The following is a 19,414-nucleotide window of genomic DNA, read 5'->3' as shown; positions in this document are numbered from 1 at the left end:
AGATTAGGAATAAAATATGAGTAAACCGATTGTATTTAGTGGCGCTCAGCCATCAGGGGAATTAACACTTGGCAACTATTTGGGAGCCTTAAAAAATTGGGTCGCTTTACAACAAGAATACGATTGCGTTTATTGTATTGTAAATCAACATGCCATCACAGTACGCCAAGATCCACAGAAGCTACGCAAAGCAACGCTCGATACCATGGCGCTTTATTTAGCATGTGGCATTGATCCTCAAAAAAGCACTATATTTGTACAATCTCATGTACCTGCTCATGCTGAATTAGGGTGGGCATTAAACTGTTACACTTATTTTGGTGAACTCAGTCGCATGACCCAATTCAAGGATAAATCATCACGACACGCTGAAAATATTAACGCAGGGCTTTTTGATTATCCTGTTTTAATGGCAGCTGACATTTTATTATATCAAGCTAATTTAGTACCGGTGGGTGACGATCAAAAACAACATCTCGAACTATCACGTGATATTGCAATGCGCTTTAATGCCCTGTATGGTGACATTTTTACTGTTCCTGAACCTTTTATCCCTAAAGTTGGTGCAAGAGTGATGTCTTTACAAGACCCAACGAAAAAAATGTCTAAATCCGATGAAAATCGAAACAATGTGATTGGCTTACTTGAAAATCCTAAAGACATCGAGAAAAAAATCAAACGAGCAATGACCGATTCTGATGAACCGCCTGTTGTACGTTATGATTTAAAAAATAAAGCTGGTGTATCAAATTTATTAGATATATTAACTGGTGTAACAGGAAAACCAGTCACCGAACTTGAAAAAGAGTTTGAAGGTAAAATGTATGGACATCTTAAAACGGAAGTGGCAACGCAAGTGATTGATATGATAAGTCAATTACAAACACAATATCACCAATATCGTGATGATGAAGATTATCTCTTTTCAATCATGAAAGAAGGCGCTGAAAAAGCTCGAGCTAAAGCGGATATCACATTGAAAAAGGTCTATGACGCTATCGGTTTTGTATAGTCTAAAATCAAATAACATAATTATTATTAACACTAAACAGTATTATTTGGCTTAATATAGGCATTTATTATCATCATGACAATAAAAGATATAAAAGCCATTTAATTAAAATAGGTTAGTTATGAAGATTATCATTCTTGGAGCAGGACAAACAGGCAGTGCGCTTGCAGAATATCTTGTTACTGAAAAACAAAACGATGTCACTGTTGTCGATGAAGATCATGATAAATTGCAATCTTTGCAAGAACGCTTTGATTTACAAGTTATTTGTGGAAAATCATCTTATCCACAAGTATTAGAGAGTGCTGGCGCGGAATCGGCTGATATGCTTGTTGCCGTTACCAACTCTGATGAAATCAACATGATGGCATGTCAAATAGGGCATGTCATGTTTAATATTCCGCAAAAAGTGGCGCGTATCCGCGCACCGGAATACAATGATGAAAGATATCCTTTTTTTAATAAAGAGTGTATCAATATCGACCATATCATTGCACCAGAAAACCTTATTACTAACCATATCAGTCATCTTGTTCAATATCCAGGCGCATTACAATTTGCCTCATTCAACGATACCCGTGTATGTCTAGTCGCTGTTATGGCATATTATGGTGGCGCGCTAGTTGGCAGTGAGCTATCAGAACTTAAAGAACATCTTCCGCATGTTGAAGCTAGAGTCGTTGCTATCTACCGTAAAAATCGCTTTATTCGTCCACTGGGTTCTACCTTAATTGAAGCTGGTGATATGGTGTATTTTATTACTCCGCCAACCAATATCAAAGCCGTGACCAGTGAGCTACAACGTTTAGAAAAACCTTATAAACGAATTATCATTAGTGGCGGTGGCGGCATTGCGCTTGCACTGGCTAAGCGTTTAGAAAATGATTATCAAGTCAAACTAATTGAACGCAATGCCGAACGAGCAGAACTCATTGCTGAACAGTTACTTAATACCACGGTATTACATGGCGAATCATCAGACCAAGAATTGCTATCCCAAGAACAGATTGAACTGACAGATCTTTTTATTGCGGTAACCGGCGATGATGAATCCAATATTATGTCATCGATGTTAGCGAAAAGAATGGGCGCTAAAAAAGTCATCGTCTTAATTCAAAAACAAGCTTATCTTGAACTCATTAATGACAGTGTGATTGATATTGCTATTTCACCCCAACACGCCACTATTTCTGAACTTTTAAGTCATGTCAGACAAACAGGCATCGTCAAAGTTGTATCACTACGACAAGGCGAATCTGAAATTGTGGAAATCGTTGCGCATGGTGATAAAGAAAATTCAAAACTGGTCGGAAAAAACATCAATGGATTAAAGCTACCGTCTGGGGCAACAATCGGCGCAGTTGTACGTGATGAAGATGTTATTATTATCAACACGGATTTAACGATTGAAGAGAATGATCACCTAATTATTTTCTTGCCGGATAGAAGAGCGATTACCGATATCGAAAAATTGTTACAATAACATTTAAATCAAAATTTTCTATTATACAAACTTGTTAAAAGCCAATAGGCAGTTCATAATATAAGCATAATTTTGACTCGGGGTGTTTTTTATTCATTAAAAAACTGAGAGTTTACCCGTTGAACCTGATCTGGATAACACCAGCGTAGGGAAGTCTAGCCATTCAACTTTACAATAGGCAAATTCTTCCCGATAAATCAAATAAGGAATGAACATGTCAGTAACCACATCGCTTCAAATCACTCAAGTTACACCTTTTATTAATCTTGTCAAAACGCAACGCCCATTAGTTCATTGTATAACAAATGATGTTGTACAAAATTTTACTGCTAATGTCCTACTTGCTATTGGTGCTTCACCAGCAATGATTATTGCTGAACAAGAAGTGGCTGAATTTGTTAAAATTGCTAATAGTTTACTGATTAACATCGGTACAATTAATCACAATACCGCCAAAAGTATGCTACTTGCAGCAAGCCAAGCTCAACAAAGCCAAACTCCATGGGTACTTGATCCTGTTGCCGTTGGTTCGGCACTTGCTTATCGTACCGAAATTGCGCATCAATTATTATCATTTAAACCCACCGTTATTCGTGGCAATGCTTCGGAAATCTTAGCGCTAAGCGGTCAATTTGCATCATCAAAAGGCCCGGACAGTCAAGACTCGACAAAATCCGCTTTACAATATGCAAAACAATTGGCACAAGACTACCAGACTATCATCGCCATGACTGGTGACATTGATTATATTACTGATGGTCATACGACTTACGCTATAGCAGGCGGTGATATTGCTTTAACCAAAATTACCGGAACAGGCTGTTCCTTATCTGCTATGGTTGCAGCGTTTATTGTAAATTCAACCGATCCACTTTTAGCCACAGCAGCCGCTTGCTTTATGATGAAAAAAGCTGGAGAAAAGGCAAATAAACAGCTTGGATTAGGCAGTTTTGCCGTATCGTTATTAGATCAATTATCACTATTTTATTCATCATACTAATAGGGACGTAGCATGCAGAAAAAGTTGGATCTTACTCTCTATTTAGTGCTCGATCCGACACTATGTGGAGGAATCAGTGGCATGGTCGACACCACCAAAATTGCCGTTGCCAACGGTGTAACCGCCGTACAATTACGATCAGAACAAGAATTGACAGGCAAAGATTGGTATAAAGCTGCTTTAGCCTTGAAAGAAGCACTCAGTCAGACATCGGTACCGCTATTGATTAATGATCATGTGGATATTGCTTTAGCTGTCGATGCAGATGGTGTGCATGTTGGTCAAAATGATTTGCCCGTTGATGTAGCTCGCCGATTGATCGGTAAAAATAAATGGTTAGGGCTATCTGTTTCGAATCAGCAACAACTTGAAACCGTGCCTTGGCAAAAGGTCGATTATATTGGAATTGGTCCTATCTATCCGACCTCGACCAAGAAAGATGCATCCTCGGCACTTGGTATTGAGCAGTTAACTCAATTAGTCAAAACCAAACATTGCCCTGCTGTTGCCATTGGTGGTATCGACGTAACAAAAGTTACAGAAATAATACAAACAGGAATTGAAGGCGTTGCAGTCGTATCGGCTATTTGTGGTCAATCCAATATTGAACAAGCAACCACCTTACTAATCAACAAAATAAATCAAGCTAGATAGGAAGCAACATCATGACAATTACAGCCCTAACTATTGCTGGTTCAGATCCCAGTGGGGGAGCTGGCATCCAAGCCGATCTCAAAACGTTTTCGGCACTTGGTGCGTATGGCATGTCTGTCATTACCGCGTTAACCGCACAAAGTACCCAAGGTGTTGATGCGGTATTGGCAATTCCTACCGAATTTATCGAAGCAGAATTTAACACCTTATATCAAGATATCCACATTGATAGTGTCAAAATTGGTATGCTAATGAATAAAGAAATTGTCACAACTGTCTATCAGTTATTAAAAAATCATCCTATACCATCGATTGTACTTGATACAGTTATGATCGCTAAAGGGGGGCATGCACTTTTAAAACCCGATGCCATTACCGCCATTCGAGAACAATTATTGCCATTAGCAACAATTATTACACCTAACTTACCCGAAGCCGCAGCGCTTTTAGATTGTGATGAAGCGAAAAATGAAGATGAGATGCTAAAACAAGGGCAAGATTTACTTAAACTAGGTTGTAAAGCGGTTCTAATGAAGGGCGGGCACTTAGCCAGTCAAGAAAGTCCCGATTATTTAATTACCTCAGACCAAACAATCCGGATGACATCGCAAAGAATTCAAACGAAAAATACGCACGGTACAGGTTGTACCTTATCAGCCGCTATTGCGGCTTTATTACCTAAAAACAGCTTAGAACACGCGGTTAAACAGGCGAAAGAATATCTTCACGGAGCCATACGCCATGCTGATGATTTAAATATTGGTAAAGGGATTGGACCAACACATCACTTTTATCGTTGGTGGTGATTCAAAAACACAATTGACGCATATTTGCGAACACTCTCTTCAAATTTTTCAAAATATGAGTGATTAAAAGAGGATGTAAAGTAGGTTTTGGACGTTTTAAACGTGTTAATGAAAACAGATAAATAAAAAAACTAACGTCCAAATTTGTTTGCTTTAATATAGGTTAATTAATATGAAATACCTACAAATTCATACCCAGCTTCATTGATAGCCGCTATAGCGGCTTCTTGTGAAATGGTCCCGCCTTCGATATCAACTTCATGTTTAGCCAAATCAATCGTTACTTTCGCTTTTGGATCAATATCGTTAATCGCTTTAGTAATCGTATTAACACAATGCTGACAACTCATATTATCGACAATTAATTTCATAGTTGACCTCTCTTTTCAATTAAATCTTATCAGAATTCGGATCGCCCAAATTAGCGTAGGCTTTATAATTGTGTTCGATCCATTGACCCGCATTATTACTCGTTTGATAATAATCAAGCCCAGTAATTTTCATCATACTTTGTGGGAAACAAAAAAGATTGCGTACAGTAAAAAAATGAAGCTAAATTTTTTGAAACGTCCACAATATTGTTTGCAAAAAGCATGCTTCAGTTACAAAGCCATAATGATATTATTTCTTTTATCATACACAATTTTTTATTCTGATAAAACTGGCTCTGACATATTATCATTTTGCGTATAAGGTATTGGCTTTGACATATCGAATTATTGCGTGAATGTTGCAAATATTTTTTTGTTCAACGTTGTCATCGCAATACTTTTTAAAACTAGAATTTGTCAGGCATCTCTTTTATCGTTTCGATTTACTCATCAACGTGATTCACTTTAGCTTCAAATAAACTGGAATTTATAGGACACAAATAAAAACATCTCAATCATCTTTTCATGTTCAACACTTGAAATCATTATCAGATAACAAACTGAACAATCTAGAATTAATAGCGTCATTTTTACAAATAGTGAATGGTTAACAATCTAAGTTTATCCATGGTTATCATAATTTGAAACGCCAAGATAGTTTTTTATTGAAAAACTTTATTCGTGGCTTTAAGTTATTTACTCTCTGAATTAACAACAAAAAATGCTATAAATCCAGAACTTCTTTGACACTATTGCTTGTTAAACGTTATACTAAAGGTGATATTTTGTACATCTGAATAGTTAAGCACTTTTTTTCAAAAGCAGTTTAAACATAGGGGGGTGTAATTTGGGTATCTTAAATAATATTTTTTCTAAAATCTTTCCAAGTGCTCAAGCGGCTGTCGGTAATGTCGCTGATGCCGTTAAAAATCAAGTCAACAACATTACCGGTCATGATAAAGATACCGCGTCAAATAATCAGAATCAAGACCAAAATCAAAATCAACAACATTCAGACAACCAAACGCCCATTTCGGACGTGGATGTTATGTCAATTCTTAATAATTTAGCGAGCAAATTTCCTGAAAAACTTAATTGGAAAACATCGATTGTTGATCTTTTAAAATTATTAGGAATAGACAATAGTCTAGATGCTCGTAAAAGATTGGCAAAAGAACTTAATTACACGGGTAGTACAGATGATACCGCTGCAATGAATACTTGGTTAATTAAAGAAGTATTTAAACGAATTGCCGAAAAAGGCGGTAATATTACCCATCTATTTTCTTAATCAAAGATTGTTACGTGATTTGTTATCCACCTGGTCTTCGGGTGGATTTTTTATATAGCATATTGTAATTCGTTCGACTCAATCAACGGCATTACGCTTTAAACGAGTGTAATCGATTCATTGCGGCTTCAAAGCTTTGTGATAATAAAATATCCGTGCAACGTGCAGATTCATCAATCGCTTTATCTATTAGTTCTTGCTCGGGCTTAGAAGGTTTATTTAACACAAAACCGACCACTTTATTTTTATCACCCGGATGCCCGATACCGATTCTTAATCGATAAAAATTTGGATTATTGCCTAATTTGCTAGCAATATCTTTTAAACCATTGTGACCACCATGACTTCCGCCAAATTTAAATTTCGCAATACCCGGATTTAAATCAAGTTCATCATGAGCAACTAAAATTTCTTCGGGTTTTATCTGATAAAATGAAGCCATCGCTTGAACAGCTTTACCACTTAAATTCATAAACGTGGTAGGCACTAATAAACGTATGTCATGTCCTGCGATATTGATACGTGAACTATAACCAAAAAATTTAGGATCATTTTTTAACGGTTGTTGATAACGTTGTGCAAGCAAATCAACATACCATGCCCCTGCATTATGTCGAGTTTGGGCATATTCATTTCCAGGATTGGCCAGTCCTACAATAAGTTTTATGGTTGTCATGATGTTTTAATTGTTAGCTGTTGTTACTTGAAGATGTTAAATTAAAAAGCCCCAAAAAACGGGGCATCTTTATCATTAAAAATCAATTATTGATGGAACATTGCAGAAATCGATTCTTCGTTGCTTATGCGACGAATTGCTTCTGCTAGCATTCCTGATAATGTTAATTGACGTACATTTTTCAATGCTTTAACTTCCGCTGTTAATGGAATAGTATCACAAACGACTATTTCATCAATGGCTGAGTTTTTAATATTACTGACGGCCTTACCCGAGAAAATCGGATGCGTTGCGTAGGCAAATACTCTTTTAGCACCACGTGCTTTTAATGCATCAGCGGCTTTGCAAAGCGTTCCTGCTGTATCAATCATATCATCGACTAAAATACAATCTCTATCAGCAACATCACCAATAATATTCATCACTTCAGCTTCATTCGCTCGTTGACGACGTTTATCGATGATCGCCATATCGGTGTCATTTAACAGTTTTGCAATAGCACGAGCTCGCACCACCCCACCAATATCCGGAGAGACAACAATTGGGCGTTCAAAATCACGTTGAAGCATATCTTCTAAAATCACAGGGCTACCAAATACATTATCCACTGGCACATCAAAAAAACCTTGGATCTGTTCAGCATGAAGATCAACCGTTAATACTCTATCAACACCGACAGTTGATAAAAAGTCAGCAACCACTTTAGCTGTGATCGGAACCCGTGCAGAACGCACTCGACGATCTTGTCTAGCATAACCAAAATAAGGAATAACAGCGGTAATACGACCTGCAGATGCTCGACGCATTGCATCAATCATAACAAGCAATTCCATTAAATTATCATTGGTTGGTGCACAAGTTGATTGAATGATAAAAACATCCTCACCACGGACATTTTCATTAATTTGAACGTTCACTTCTCCATCGCTAAAACGACCAACAACAATATCACCAAGAGAAGTATAAAGACGATTAGCTATACGCTTTGCTAGCTCAGGTGTAGCATTGCCAGCAAAAAGCTTCATATCAGGCACGAGAAATCCTCAAGCATGTAATCATGATTACGTATCCGTAATCGGTTAAATCGGAGTGACAATTATATAATCATTTGGTGATCATGCTCAACCACATTATAAAAAATTATCAAAATAATTTAACCTGCCTAGCAAAATAGTGTAAGAGTCCATGGGTAATCAATATGTTTTTTGACGTCAACTTAAAATCGAGTAAACTAAGTAATCATCGCTATTTTAGAGTAGCTTTCAATTAGTTTAAATCAATTTTACAACACAAGTAGATAATCTAATGGCAGAACAATTACATACAGATATTGAAGAACAAAAACCGAAACGAACAATACGCAGTTTTGTGCTACGACAAGGTCGTTTGACCAAAGGTCAAGAACAAGCATTACAAAATTTATGGCCCGTCTTTGGTGTCGAATATAATGCGGGATCGCCCATTCACTTTGAACCTAATCAACACGTCGTTTTAGAGATTGGATTTGGTATGGGCGCATCACTCATCGAAATGGCAAAAAATGCCCCCGAGAAATCTTTTTTAGGTATTGAAGTACATAAACCGGGTGTCGGAGCTTGTTTAATGGCGATCGAAGAAAATCAATTATCAAACTTAAATGTGATGTGCCATGATGCAGTCGAAGTTTTAGAAAACATGATTGCAGATAATTCATTAGATAAGGTGCAAATATTCTTCCCTGACCCTTGGCATAAAGCAAGGCACAACAAGCGTCGAATTATTCAGCCTGCTTTTGTCGAACTTATCAGACGTAAATTAAAAGTTAATGGTATTTTACATCTAGCAACAGATTGGCAACATTATGCCGAACATATGCTTGAGGTGTTAAATCAAGCGACAGGTTATAAAAATTTATCATCAACAGGAGATTATATTCCAAGACCAGCAGACCGACCTATTACCAAGTTTGAAAAAAGAGGTCAAAATCTTGGTCATGGTGTTTGGGATTTACAGTATCAAAAACAATAACGTTATTAAGGAGCCGTTATGGAAAATCAAACTCTTGATTTCATTTATCATCGTCGTTCAATTCGTGCTTATAAACCCACCCCATTGACGCAAAAGCAAATAGCATCGATGATTCAAGCAGCACAATCGGCTCCGAGTTCTAACTTTCTTCAATGTTCAACCATTATTCGTATCACAGACAGTGATAAGCGAAAAAAATTAGCTCACTATTCAGGTGATCAAAATTATATTTATCAAGCTCCCGAATTTTGGGTGTTTTGTGCCGATTTTAATCGACATTTTCAAATTGATGCAACGATTCCTCTTGAACGAGCCGAACAACTTTTAGTCGGTTGTATTGATACCGCCTTGATGGCGCAAAATACGGTTATTGCAGCGCAATCGTTAGGATTAGGTACAGTCTATATTGGTGGTTTACGTAATAATATATCTGAAGTGACACAATTACTAGCCTTGCCAAAATATGTTATCCCCCTTTTTGGTCTCTGTATTGGGTATCCAGATCAAGAACCCGAAATGAAACCAAGATTACCGAGTGAATTAATCTTTTTCGAAAATCAATATCAACCAATCAATCAGACATTATTGGCACAGTATGATGAGCAAATAGAGGATTATTATCAAACTCGTAGTTCTAATCAAAAAGAAGGCGGATGGAGTAACAAAATAGCTGAAACGATCTACAAAGGACAACGAGAATTTATTCTCAACTATTTACATCAACAAGGCTGGGTGAAACAATAATGAACAATCACTATCAATTGGATAAAGTCGTCATATTAAGCCGACATGGAATCCGTACACCATTACAAAATACACTTGAATTTTTAGAACAAGCCACGCCGTTTAAATGGCCTAAATGGGATCATCCTTATGGCTATCTAACTACCCGAGGCGGTGCGCTAGAAGTTTATTTTGGACGATACTTAGCGACATGGCTTGAAAATCAACATATTCAATACCAAGCAACTTCTTCTGATGTGTTTGTGTATGCAAATAGTTTACAAAGAACCGTTGCTACAGCTCAATTTTTGACAGCTGGTGCTTTTGCCGGATATGACATCCCCATCAATCATAAATACCCCATTGAAAAAATGGATTCCATGTTTGATCCTAGTTTACGTAACGATTCTGACGAATTTAAACAAGCTGTTATTAAGGACATTGATGAAACTGTTACAGCAGAATCAATTTATAAAAATTTAGCGCCTGCTTATGAAATTTTAGCCGATATTTTAGACTATAAACATTCCAAATTTTATGCACAATATCAATGTGATTTAGCCGATATTCCTGTTGAAGTTTATTTGAAAAAGCATGAAGAACCTGCTCTGTTAGGTGCATTAGCGATTGGTGTTAGTGCAGTAGATGCATTTTTATTACAATATTATTCGGGCTTTCCCAAAGAACAGATTGCGTGGGGAACAATCAACAGCCAAGCACAATGGCAACAACTTATTCAGATACGTAATCAATATCTAAACTTAGTCTGTCGAACTAAAACGCTTGCCAAACATTCTGCTACCGAATTGATTAATATGATAAACAATCTTATGCATCATGATGATCGAAAAATTCATTTACTTGTGGGACATGATAGTACCATTGCTTCATTATTCGGCGCATTAGACTTTGAACATTATCAGTTACCGAATCAATATGAAACAACACCAATCGGTGGTAAGGTAATTTTACAACGTTTTCGTCATTTAGAGTCTGGAACATACTATTTTAAAGCCGAATATGTTTATCAAAGCTTTGAACAACTATTTACTGGTGCTCAAATCAGTATGAATAACCCACCACAACATTTTACGTTGCAGCTTAAAAATGCCATGCAAAATCAAGATGGATTTTATGACTGGCATGATTTTGAGCAGCGTTTAAACATGTTTAAAGGATGATTTAATCAATTCACTTCTCACGTCAGCATTTATCCTACATGGCGTGAGATGATTTTAACATTTAGCTCCCTGTTATGGTTAAATACCTCTGTTATATTATCTCACCTAATCACTATTCCCTACCTTATCTTCTAGGAGTGGATAGAATAGATAAAAACGGCTTATTGTTTATTAATGTAACCGATACCATAAAAGTTATCTTATTTTCGCTCAACATATAAACTGCATATTAACGCTATATTTCATTTCATTGTAAGCAGAATCGCCTCATCAATAAATTGATAATATTAAATAGAATAGAGTTATCTTCTTGAATTCTTTGAGTTGAATTAAAACATCGTCATCAACAAAACATCTTACTCATAAACAACAAAAATAATGTAATCGATTTCATAAAGTGTTATCTAGATCACTTTTTTCATCATTTTATGGTGATACTATCCACCATAAAAGAGAAGCAAGTTCATCCATAAAAAAATATGTAAACGATTTCCTAATGAATGCATGTTCATTCAAATTCGATTAAAGGAAGTAAATTATGAATCAAAATACTAAGTCAGCAAGGCATAATAAGAATTATTGGATTTTCAGTTTTTATTTCTTTCTCTACTTTTTCATCATGGGTGCCTATTGCCCATTCTTTCCCGTTTGGCTGAAAATGAACGGGCTTGATGAAGCAAAAACTGGCTATGTTTTTTCGTTTATTTCATTTTTTGCACTACTCTTCCAACCTTTATTCGGTTTAATTTCAGATAAATTAGGACTGAAAAAACATCTCCTTTGGCTTATTACTCTACTGTTAGTCTTGTTTGGGCCATTTTTTATTTATGTGTTAGGGCCACTTCTACAATTTAATGTTACTGTCGGTGCGATAGCTGGAGGGTTTTATCTTGGCATGGTTTTTAGTGGTGGTGCGCCTGCTATTGAAGCCTTGGTTGAAAAAATAAGCAGACGCAGTGGATTTGAATTTGGGCGTTGCCGTATGTTTGGCTGTTTTGGTTGGGCAATTTGTGCATCATTTGTTGGAATTATGATTTCGAAGAACATTAATGCGGTTTTTTGGCTCTGTTCTGGTTTTGCATTATTTCTACTTATTTTAGTGAAATTAGCCGATCCCGCTAAAACTTCCACCACCGATATCGTTGAACAAATGGGATTAAATAAGCCTGAATCCTTTAATTTTAAACTCGCAGTCGATTTATTAAAAATGCCGAAACTTTGGTGTTTTATGCTTTATATAATTGGCGTCGCCTGTACTTATGATGTTTTTGATCAGCAGTTTGCAAACTTTTTTACGTCGTTTTTTTCCAGTGAACAAGTCGGTCAAGAAGCCTTTGGTTATGTCACAACTCTCGGTGAAATTTTAAATGCAACCGTCATGTTTTTTGCTCCATGGATTGTGAAAAAAATTGGTAGCAAAAATACGTTATTAGTTGCCGGTGCTATTATGTCAATTCGTATAACTGGCTCAGCATTTGCCAGCAATGCAGTTGAAGTTATTATTCTAAAAACCTTACACATGTTTGAAGCGCCACTATTACTTGTCGGGGCATTTAAATATATTACAAAACACTTCCCTCTACGATTATCGGCAACCGTTTATTTGATTGCATTTTGTTTTGCTAAACAACTTTCAACGATGTTTATGTCCACACTTGCAGGTCTAATGTATGTCGAAATTGGATTTACAGGAGCCTATCTGGTGCTTGGTTTGATTGCATTTAGTTTTACATTTATTTCATCTTTCACTTTATCCGGACGAGGACCTTGGGATCTATTCATACCTAAAAATAAACACCCGTCTGAAATACAACAATAACCAAATTTTTAACAATTTAAGATAAATTGAGGTTTCTATATGAAAGTATTCGTTACTGGTGGTTGTGGATATATAGGAAGTCATACCTGTGTTCAATTGATTAAAGCAGGTTATACGCCAATTGTGATAGATAATTTATTCAATAGTAAAGCATCGGTATTAAAAAGAATCCAACAAATTACGCATCAGCCAATCAATTTTTATCAAGGTGATGTACGAGATGCCAATTTATTAGCGCAAATTTTTAATGAACATGATATTCAAGCAGTGATCCATTTTGCGGGTTTAAAAGCCGTCGGTGAGTCGGTATATAAACCACTTGAGTATTATGAAAATAATGTCTATGGCAGCATTGTGTTAATGAAGGCAATGCGTGATGCAGGCGTCAAACAATTAGTTTTTAGTTCATCCGCAACCGTTTACGGTGAATCAGCCCCCGTACCTTATGTTGAAACCTTGCCACAAGGTTTACCAACCAGCCCTTATGGAAAAAGTAAGTTAATGGTCGAACAATGTATTATGGATTTGGCTATTGCCGAACCTGATTGGTCATTGACCCTACTACGCTACTTTAATCCTGTGGGGGCTCATCCTAGTGGATTAATAGGCGAAGATCCTCTTGGAATTCCTAATAATCTTATGCCATTTATTACCCAAGTTGCTGTAGGAAAAAGAGAATCATTGGCGGTGTTTGGAAATGATTATCCAACGCAAGATGGAACGTGTGTTCGTGATTTTATTCATGTTGTTGACTTAGCTGATGGTCATATCGCCGCATTAAAAGCTGATCATAATCAACCCGGTGTCCATATTTACAATCTAGGATCAGGTGTTGGGTATAGTGTTTTACAAGTCATCGAAGCATTTGAGAAAGCGTCAGGAAAACCGTTAAAGTGGCATTACGCACCCCGACGTGCGGGCGACCTACCCGCATTTTGGGCAGATGCAAAAAAAGCAGAACAGATACTCGGGTGGAAAACCCAATTAACGCTTGATGATATGGTCAGAGATTCTTGGAATTGGCAATCGAATAACCCACAAGGTTATCCTCAAGATTAATGAAAAAGATGAATACCAGCAATATGTTAAAAGAGGCAAACATGCAAATATTTAATCCTGTTGATCATCCCCACCGTCGTTATAACCCATTAACGGCTCAGTGGGTCTTAGTATCACCGCATAGAGCCAAGCGACCTTGGCAAGGTCAACAAGAAACACTAAATCAAGAACAAAAACCCAGTTACGATCCTAACTGTTTTTTGTGCCCCAGCAATAAACGGGTCACGGGTGATAAAAATCCGGACTATACAGGTACTTTTGTATTTACTAATGATTTTGCCGCATTAATGGATGATACCCCTGATTCGCCGCCAGCTGATGATCCTCTTTTTCAAATGCAAAGCGCCAAAGGAACCAGTCGAGTAATCTGTTTTTCCCCCGATCATAGTAAAACCTTGCCAGAATTAGACTTAACGGCAATTGAGGGAGTAATTAAAACTTGGATATCACAGCAAAAAGAACTAAGCCAAAATTATCCTTGGGTGCAAATATTTGAAAACAAAGGTGCTGTAATGGGATGCTCTAATCCTCATCCACACGGACAAATTTGGGCAAATAGCTTTATCCCAAATGAAATCGCTCGTGAAGACCTGAATATGCATCAATATTTTGAAACCTATCACCGCAATTTATTAGTTGATTATGCCCAAAAAGAATTGATCTATCGTGAGCGAATAGTTGTTGAAACAGAGCATTGGCTTGCTGTCGTGCCTTTCTGGGCAACATGGCCATTTGAAACGTTATTATTACCCAAAACACATATTGCACAATTAACCTTATTAACCGACAGCCAACAGATTGATTTAGCGGTGGCGCTGAAAAAATTAACAAGTCGTTATGATAATTTGTTTAATTGCTCTTTCCCCTACTCTATGGGTTGGCATGGCGCACCATTTATGCAAGGTACCACTGACTATTGGCAAGTTCATGCTCACTTTTATCCTCCTTTGCTTCGTTCAGCGACAGTCAAAAAATTTATGGTAGGTTACGAAATGTTAGCTGAAGTACAACGGGATTTAACGCCTGAACAGGCAGCTGAAAGACTGCGCAATGTCAGTGATGTTCATTATAAAGATAAAAAGGATAAATAGATGAAAGCATTAATCGATAAAACTAAACAAGCTTTTGCAACCCTATTTGGTTATCAACCCGATATCACTGTGCAAGCACCAGGACGAGTCAACTTGATTGGTGAGCATACCGATTATAACGATGGTTTTGTATTACCTTGTGCGATTAATTATGGCACAGTAATAAGCTGCCATAAACGTACCGATAAATTAATACGTGTAATTGCCGTTGACTATGATAATCAACAAGATGAATTTTGGCTAGATTCCCCTATTGAGAAACATTCACAATATCAATGGGCTAATTATGTTCGAGGTGTAGTAAAACATTTAAAAAACTATGCAAATACACTTTATGGTGTTGATTTAGCAATTAGCGGTAATGTCCCCCAAGGTGCAGGATTGAGTTCATCGGCTTCGCTTGAGGTGGCTATCGGCAAAATGTTTCAAGTTCTAAATAATTTACCTTTAGATGGCACTAAATTAGCATTAATCGGTCAGGAAGCGGAAAATCAATTTGTTGGTTGCAATTGTGGAATTATGGATCAATTAATATCGGCACTTGGACAAGATCATCATGCTTTACTTATTGACTGCCGTACGCTCTCTGTTCATCCAGTTTCAATACCCGATGATTTAGCTGTTGTTATTATTAACTCAAATATTAAACGTGGATTAGTCGATAGCGAATATAATACTCGTCGTAGGCAATGTGAAGCAGCAGCAACAGCGCTGGGCGTAAAAGCATTACGAGACGCCACATTATCAGATTTATTGAAAATTAAACCAACGCTTGATCCTACCGTTTTTAAACGTGCACATCATGTCATTACCGAAAATGAACGGACTTTACTGGCATCTCATGCACTTGCACGTCGTGATTACAAATTACTATCGACATTAATGGCGCAAAGTCACAATTCAATGCGTGATGACTTTGAAATTACAGTACCTGCTATCGATTATCTGGTGAACATTATCAACAAGGTTATTGGTGAACAAGGTGGAGTTCGTATGACAGGTGGCGGTTTTGGCGGCTGTGTTGTTGCACTGATAAATAAAAATAAAGTTGATGCAGTAAAAACCGTTGTAAGCAATAATTATCAGAATAAATTTGGTATTAAAGAAGATATATATATCTGTCAACCAAGTGAAGGAGCGCACGCCATATGTCTTTAACAACGATCATTACGCTATCTAATAAGCAAGGGATGCAGATTAAATTATCTAACTGGGGAGCGACTTGGCTTTCTTGCTTAATACCGGTTGATAATAAAAATCGTGAAGTACTTCTTGGTTGTAGTTCGTTAGCGCAATATCAACAACAACAGGCTTATTTAGGTGCAACTATTGGGCGTTATGCTAACCGTATTGCTCATGCATCTATTGAATTAGGCGATAAACGCTATCCGCTTGTGGCCAATGAAGGTAAAAATCAGCTTCATGGCGGAAAGTTAGGCTTTGATAAGCAATTATGGCAAATTGATGATCAATCTAATCAACAAGTCATTTTCAGTTTAATTTCTTGCGATGGTGATCAAGGTTATCCCGGTGAACTGAAAGTTGAAGTGACCTATCAACTTACCGATAATAATCAAGTTATCATCATGTTCAACGCCTCTACCACGCAAACCACTGTGGTAAATTTAACCAATCATGCTTATTTTAATTTAGATGGCGAAACAAGTAACACTATCCTCAATCACACTTTACAAGTCAATGCTAACCAATTTTTGCCCGTTGATAATCATGGCATACCTGATGACAATTTAGCTAGTGTCGCTGAATTTGATATGGACTTACGCCAAGCAAAACGATTATCAGACCGATTACTTGAAAGTTCTGAACGACAAAAAACAGGTGGCTATGATCATGCGTATTTACTGGACAAAACCCAGCCAATTGCCGCACAATTAATCTCATCCGATAATAAAGTGACCATGAATGTCATAACGACCAAACCAGCGTTACAAGTTTATACCGGTAATTTTCTGCAACATACACCTAACCGTCATAATGGGGAATATGGCAATTATGCAGGTATTGCGCTAGAAGCACAATTTCTACCAGATAGCCCACATCACCCCAAATGGCCACAACCTAGTTGTTGGTTAACACCTGATGAAACCTATCAATATCAAACGATCTATCAATTTTTAATTGAATAATATTATATCAATTGAGTATGTAAACGGAAAAATGAACACTTAATGCTATATGAGCTAACACCAATGGAGTTAAGTCCAACTGGATTTAATGGGACTTACTACCACGGTAACACCTCAATTTTATTCAATGCGCGTTTATAACCAACGATGAATATTCCGATAAAACCATCAAAGCTTTTTGTCAAGTTACCCTAACAATTTTGATAAGAATTCGGTATGATAGAGCTATCATGGCAAATGGACATTATGATTGATGAAAAGTAAAAGTTTAACTGCAATTTTTCCGGGAACGTTCGATCCAATTACTAACGGGCACATCGATTTGATTACTCGAGCTTCGCTGTTGTTTCCTCGATTAATTGTTGCAATTGCGGAAAATCCGAATAAAAAAACGTTATTTAGTTTGAAAGAACGGGTCAATTTAGCATCCAGTTCAGTTGAACACTTACTTAATGTACAAGTGATTGGATTTGATAATTTAATGGCAGATTTTGCACAAACTCATAATGCAACGGTCATTGTTCGAGGTGTTCGAACCACTCAAGATTTTGAATACGAAAGACAATTAGCCGAAATGAATCGCGCATTAAAACCGGATTTAGATACTTTATTTTTAATGCCATCAATGACTATTGGTTTTATTTCTTCAACCATTGTGAAAGATGTTGCTTATCATGGTGGCAATATTACCAATTTAGTTCCTTTACATGTCAAAACAGAATTGTTAAAACGGTTAACATAACGTTGAATTTATATGGTTATTTTTTATACTCCACCTTCAAAAAAACAAGCTCCACAAAAATTAACGGTCACCATCTCAGCGATAGATGCCTTCGGACAAGGAATTGCAAATCACAAAGGCAAAACTATTTTTGTTAAATCAGCCTTACCCGATGAAACTGTTGATATCCAGTTGACAGAAAATAAAAAAAATTATGCTAAAGCGAAGGTCATCAAATACCACAATCAAAGTGCCCAACGGGTAAAACCATTATGCGGCTATTATCAAAAATGTGGTGGCTGTGAATTGCAGCATATTTCAACGGATTTGCAGCAAAGTGCAAAGTATAATGCGCTTATTAATCTCATACAAAAAGAAAGTGGGCAATCGTTAACTCATATCACTGACTCAGCACCGCTTATTATTGCTGATCAACCTTATCATTATCGCCGACGAGCCCGACTTTCAATAAATATTGTAAAAGGTGAATTATTTATTGGTTTTCGTCAGGCGGAATCAAATCAAATTATCAATATAGAATACTGTCCTGTATTGGTCGAAAGCTTGGATCAGTTACTCGCTCCTTTGCAAAAAATATTACGTCAAATTAAATCAAAAAAATCGCTTGGGCATATTGAATTGGTTGCTGTTGATAGTGGCATTATCATGGTATTAAGGCATACTTTGCCTATGACCAATGAAGACACTCAGTTACTAACAAACTTCGCTGAAAAAAATGGTATTTCACTCTACTTTCATGGCATAGATTTACAGCACATTACCGGCCATACGGAACATTATTATCTAATCAATCAGTTAAAGCTTACTTTTAGTCCTTTGGATTTCATTCAAGTCAATAGCAACGTTAATCAAAAAATGATTGAACAAGCGCTTGATTGGCTAACATTAACATCAACCGATAAAGTGTTAGATCTCTTTTGTGGTATGGGTAATTTTTCATTACCTATGGCTACCTATTGTCAATCATTAACGGGCGTTGAAGGCGTAGAAGAACTAGTTGAAAAAGCGAAATTAAACGTTATATTAAATAGCAACAAGGTTTGTGCCGAAACTCATTTTTTAACGAGTAATTTAGAGGATAATCAACAATTTTTTACATGGAATCAATCACAATTTGATAAAGTTTTATTAGATCCTGCCAGAGCTGGGGCATTTAATGCAACGACAGAAATTGTTAAAATGGCTCCGTCAAAAATTGTTTATATCTCATGTAATCCCGCAACATTAGCGAGAGATAGCAAAGTGTTAACTCAAGCGGGTTATAACATTGCTCAAGTAGCAATTTTAGATATGTTTCCACAAACTAAACATATTGAATCAATGTTGTTGTTAACCAAATCAGGATCATAATT

At 36.8% G+C, this 19,414-nt stretch carries 19 protein-coding genes and 1 riboswitch; of the genes, 16 read left to right on the top strand and 3 right to left on the bottom strand.

Translation table 11 applies throughout. The annotated features are described in order from the left end of the window. The first annotated feature begins 16 nt into the window (after positions 1 to 16). From trpS to thiD, 5 genes are all read left to right on the top strand, one after another. Complete coding sequence (gene trpS, locus ACGH46_RS00285) at positions 17 to 1,012, top strand: tryptophan--tRNA ligase (protein WP_411603394.1); 996 nt, start codon at positions 17 to 19, stop codon at positions 1,010 to 1,012. A 121-nt stretch (positions 1,013 to 1,133) separates the two neighbouring features. Then, on the top strand, positions 1,134 to 2,495 hold the full coding sequence (gene trkA, locus ACGH46_RS00280; RefSeq protein ID WP_220215588.1) for a Trk system potassium transporter TrkA: 1,362 nt from the start codon (positions 1,134 to 1,136) through the stop codon (positions 2,493 to 2,495). Positions 2,496 to 2,563: 68 nt separating this feature from the next. Further along, positions 2,564 to 2,664: riboswitch (TPP riboswitch) on the top strand. 45 nt (positions 2,665 to 2,709) lie between these two features. Further along, positions 2,710 to 3,495 (top strand): hydroxyethylthiazole kinase, encoded by a 786-nt coding sequence (thiM, locus tag ACGH46_RS00275; protein ID WP_411596524.1) that lies wholly within the window; start codon positions 2,710 to 2,712, stop codon positions 3,493 to 3,495. Positions 3,496 to 3,507: 12 nt separating this feature from the next. Next, on the top strand, positions 3,508 to 4,149 hold the full coding sequence (gene thiE / locus ACGH46_RS00270; protein WP_411603391.1) for a thiamine phosphate synthase: 642 nt from the start codon (positions 3,508 to 3,510) through the stop codon (positions 4,147 to 4,149). A gap of 8 nt (positions 4,150 to 4,157) precedes the next feature. After that, positions 4,158 to 4,955, top strand: a complete 798-nt coding sequence (gene thiD / locus ACGH46_RS00265) for a bifunctional hydroxymethylpyrimidine kinase/phosphomethylpyrimidine kinase (RefSeq protein ID WP_411590336.1) — start codon at positions 4,158 to 4,160, stop codon at positions 4,953 to 4,955. A 167-nt stretch (positions 4,956 to 5,122) separates the two neighbouring features. Here the strand turns inward: thiD and ACGH46_RS00260 are convergent, their stop codons facing one another. Then, a complete protein-coding gene (locus ACGH46_RS00260) occupies positions 5,123 to 5,326 on the bottom strand; it encodes a heavy-metal-associated domain-containing protein (protein ID WP_267349770.1) in 204 nt (67 codons plus the stop codon). An 847-nt stretch (positions 5,327 to 6,173) separates the two neighbouring features. Between ACGH46_RS00260 and ACGH46_RS00255 the strand changes: the two genes are divergently transcribed. Further along, positions 6,174 to 6,617 (top strand): DUF3597 domain-containing protein, encoded by a 444-nt coding sequence (locus ACGH46_RS00255; RefSeq protein ID WP_411603388.1) that lies wholly within the window; start codon positions 6,174 to 6,176, stop codon positions 6,615 to 6,617. 91 nt (positions 6,618 to 6,708) lie between these two features. Here ACGH46_RS00255 and pth read toward each other — a convergent pair whose 3' ends face one another. After that, a complete protein-coding gene (gene pth, locus ACGH46_RS00250; RefSeq protein WP_324100926.1) occupies positions 6,709 to 7,293 on the bottom strand; it encodes an aminoacyl-tRNA hydrolase in 585 nt (194 codons plus the stop codon). An 86-nt stretch (positions 7,294 to 7,379) separates the two neighbouring features. Continuing rightward, positions 7,380 to 8,327 (bottom strand): ribose-phosphate pyrophosphokinase, encoded by a 948-nt coding sequence (locus ACGH46_RS00245; protein WP_065558808.1) that lies wholly within the window; start codon positions 8,325 to 8,327, stop codon positions 7,380 to 7,382. Positions 8,328 to 8,598: 271 nt separating this feature from the next. On the opposite strand from ACGH46_RS00245, the gene trmB reads away from it, so the two are divergent. From trmB to rlmD, 10 genes are all read left to right on the top strand, one after another. After that, a complete protein-coding gene (gene trmB, locus ACGH46_RS00240; RefSeq protein WP_411599005.1) occupies positions 8,599 to 9,300 on the top strand; it encodes a tRNA (guanosine(46)-N7)-methyltransferase TrmB in 702 nt (233 codons plus the stop codon). An 18-nt stretch (positions 9,301 to 9,318) separates the two neighbouring features. After that, positions 9,319 to 10,044, top strand: coding sequence for an oxygen-insensitive NADPH nitroreductase (gene nfsA / locus ACGH46_RS00235; RefSeq protein WP_220215615.1), 726 nt, complete (start codon positions 9,319 to 9,321; stop codon positions 10,042 to 10,044). Continuing rightward, the gene (locus ACGH46_RS00230; protein WP_411590294.1) at positions 10,044 to 11,204 is read left to right on the top strand and encodes a histidine-type phosphatase; all 1,161 of its coding nucleotides are present in this window, start codon (positions 10,044 to 10,046) and stop codon (positions 11,202 to 11,204) included. The genes nfsA and ACGH46_RS00230 overlap by 1 nt, the downstream gene beginning before the upstream one ends. A gap of 538 nt (positions 11,205 to 11,742) precedes the next feature. Beyond that, the gene (locus tag ACGH46_RS00225; RefSeq protein WP_267349776.1) at positions 11,743 to 13,023 is read left to right on the top strand and encodes an MFS transporter; all 1,281 of its coding nucleotides are present in this window, start codon (positions 11,743 to 11,745) and stop codon (positions 13,021 to 13,023) included. A gap of 39 nt (positions 13,024 to 13,062) precedes the next feature. Next, complete coding sequence (galE, locus tag ACGH46_RS00220) at positions 13,063 to 14,082, top strand: UDP-glucose 4-epimerase GalE (protein WP_411590292.1); 1,020 nt, start codon at positions 13,063 to 13,065, stop codon at positions 14,080 to 14,082. Positions 14,083 to 14,123: 41 nt separating this feature from the next. Further along, on the top strand, positions 14,124 to 15,173 hold the full coding sequence (gene galT / locus ACGH46_RS00215) for a galactose-1-phosphate uridylyltransferase (protein ID WP_411603385.1): 1,050 nt from the start codon (positions 14,124 to 14,126) through the stop codon (positions 15,171 to 15,173). Further along, positions 15,174 to 16,331: a galactokinase gene (galK, locus tag ACGH46_RS00210; protein ID WP_267349780.1), complete on the top strand. Its 1,158-nt coding sequence runs from the start codon at positions 15,174 to 15,176 to the stop codon at positions 16,329 to 16,331. Beyond that, on the top strand, positions 16,322 to 17,320 hold the full coding sequence (gene galM / locus ACGH46_RS00205; RefSeq protein ID WP_411603382.1) for a galactose-1-epimerase: 999 nt from the start codon (positions 16,322 to 16,324) through the stop codon (positions 17,318 to 17,320). The genes galK and galM overlap by 10 nt, the downstream gene beginning before the upstream one ends. Before the next feature lie 253 nt (positions 17,321 to 17,573). After that, entirely contained in the window at positions 17,574 to 18,062 is a 489-nt protein-coding gene (gene coaD, locus ACGH46_RS00200) for a pantetheine-phosphate adenylyltransferase (protein ID WP_267359378.1), read from the top strand. A gap of 12 nt (positions 18,063 to 18,074) precedes the next feature. Further along, entirely contained in the window at positions 18,075 to 19,412 is a 1,338-nt protein-coding gene (rlmD, locus tag ACGH46_RS00195; protein ID WP_411603380.1) for a 23S rRNA (uracil(1939)-C(5))-methyltransferase RlmD, read from the top strand. The last annotated feature ends 2 nt before the right edge of the window (positions 19,413 to 19,414 follow it).

Origin of the sequence: Gilliamella sp. CG22, assembly GCF_046635725.1 — a bacterium.
In the GTDB taxonomy this organism is placed as follows: domain Bacteria; phylum Pseudomonadota; class Gammaproteobacteria; order Enterobacterales; family Orbaceae; genus Gilliamella; species Gilliamella apicola_I.
This window is presented reverse-complemented; position numbering and strand designations above follow the sequence as displayed.

What these genes read in the sequence shown, in the direction of transcription:
- trpS (WP_411603394.1), top strand. Translation starts at nt 17, where the DNA reads ATGAGTAAACCGATTGTATTTAGTGGCGCTCAGCCATCAGGGGAATTA.
- trkA (WP_220215588.1), top strand. Translation starts at nt 1,134, where the DNA reads ATGAAGATTATCATTCTTGGAGCAGGACAAACAGGCAGTGCGCTTGCA.
- thiM (WP_411596524.1), top strand. Translation starts at nt 2,710, where the DNA reads ATGTCAGTAACCACATCGCTTCAAATCACTCAAGTTACACCTTTTATT.
- thiE (WP_411603391.1), top strand. Translation starts at nt 3,508, where the DNA reads ATGCAGAAAAAGTTGGATCTTACTCTCTATTTAGTGCTCGATCCGACA.
- ACGH46_RS00260 (WP_267349770.1), bottom strand. Translation starts at nt 5,326, where the DNA reads ATGAAATTAATTGTCGATAATATGAGTTGTCAGCATTGTGTTAATACG.
- pth (WP_324100926.1), bottom strand. Translation starts at nt 7,293, where the DNA reads ATGACAACCATAAAACTTATTGTAGGACTGGCCAATCCTGGAAATGAA.
- trmB (WP_411599005.1), top strand. Translation starts at nt 8,599, where the DNA reads ATGGCAGAACAATTACATACAGATATTGAAGAACAAAAACCGAAACGA.
- nfsA (WP_220215615.1), top strand. Translation starts at nt 9,319, where the DNA reads ATGGAAAATCAAACTCTTGATTTCATTTATCATCGTCGTTCAATTCGT.
- ACGH46_RS00230 (WP_411590294.1), top strand. Translation starts at nt 10,044, where the DNA reads ATGAACAATCACTATCAATTGGATAAAGTCGTCATATTAAGCCGACAT.
- ACGH46_RS00225 (WP_267349776.1), top strand. Translation starts at nt 11,743, where the DNA reads ATGAATCAAAATACTAAGTCAGCAAGGCATAATAAGAATTATTGGATT.
- galE (WP_411590292.1), top strand. Translation starts at nt 13,063, where the DNA reads ATGAAAGTATTCGTTACTGGTGGTTGTGGATATATAGGAAGTCATACC.
- galT (WP_411603385.1), top strand. Translation starts at nt 14,124, where the DNA reads ATGCAAATATTTAATCCTGTTGATCATCCCCACCGTCGTTATAACCCA.
- galK (WP_267349780.1), top strand. Translation starts at nt 15,174, where the DNA reads ATGAAAGCATTAATCGATAAAACTAAACAAGCTTTTGCAACCCTATTT.
- galM (WP_411603382.1), top strand. Translation starts at nt 16,322, where the DNA reads ATGTCTTTAACAACGATCATTACGCTATCTAATAAGCAAGGGATGCAG.
- coaD (WP_267359378.1), top strand. Translation starts at nt 17,574, where the DNA reads ATGAAAAGTAAAAGTTTAACTGCAATTTTTCCGGGAACGTTCGATCCA.
- rlmD (WP_411603380.1), top strand. Translation starts at nt 18,075, where the DNA reads ATGGTTATTTTTTATACTCCACCTTCAAAAAAACAAGCTCCACAAAAA.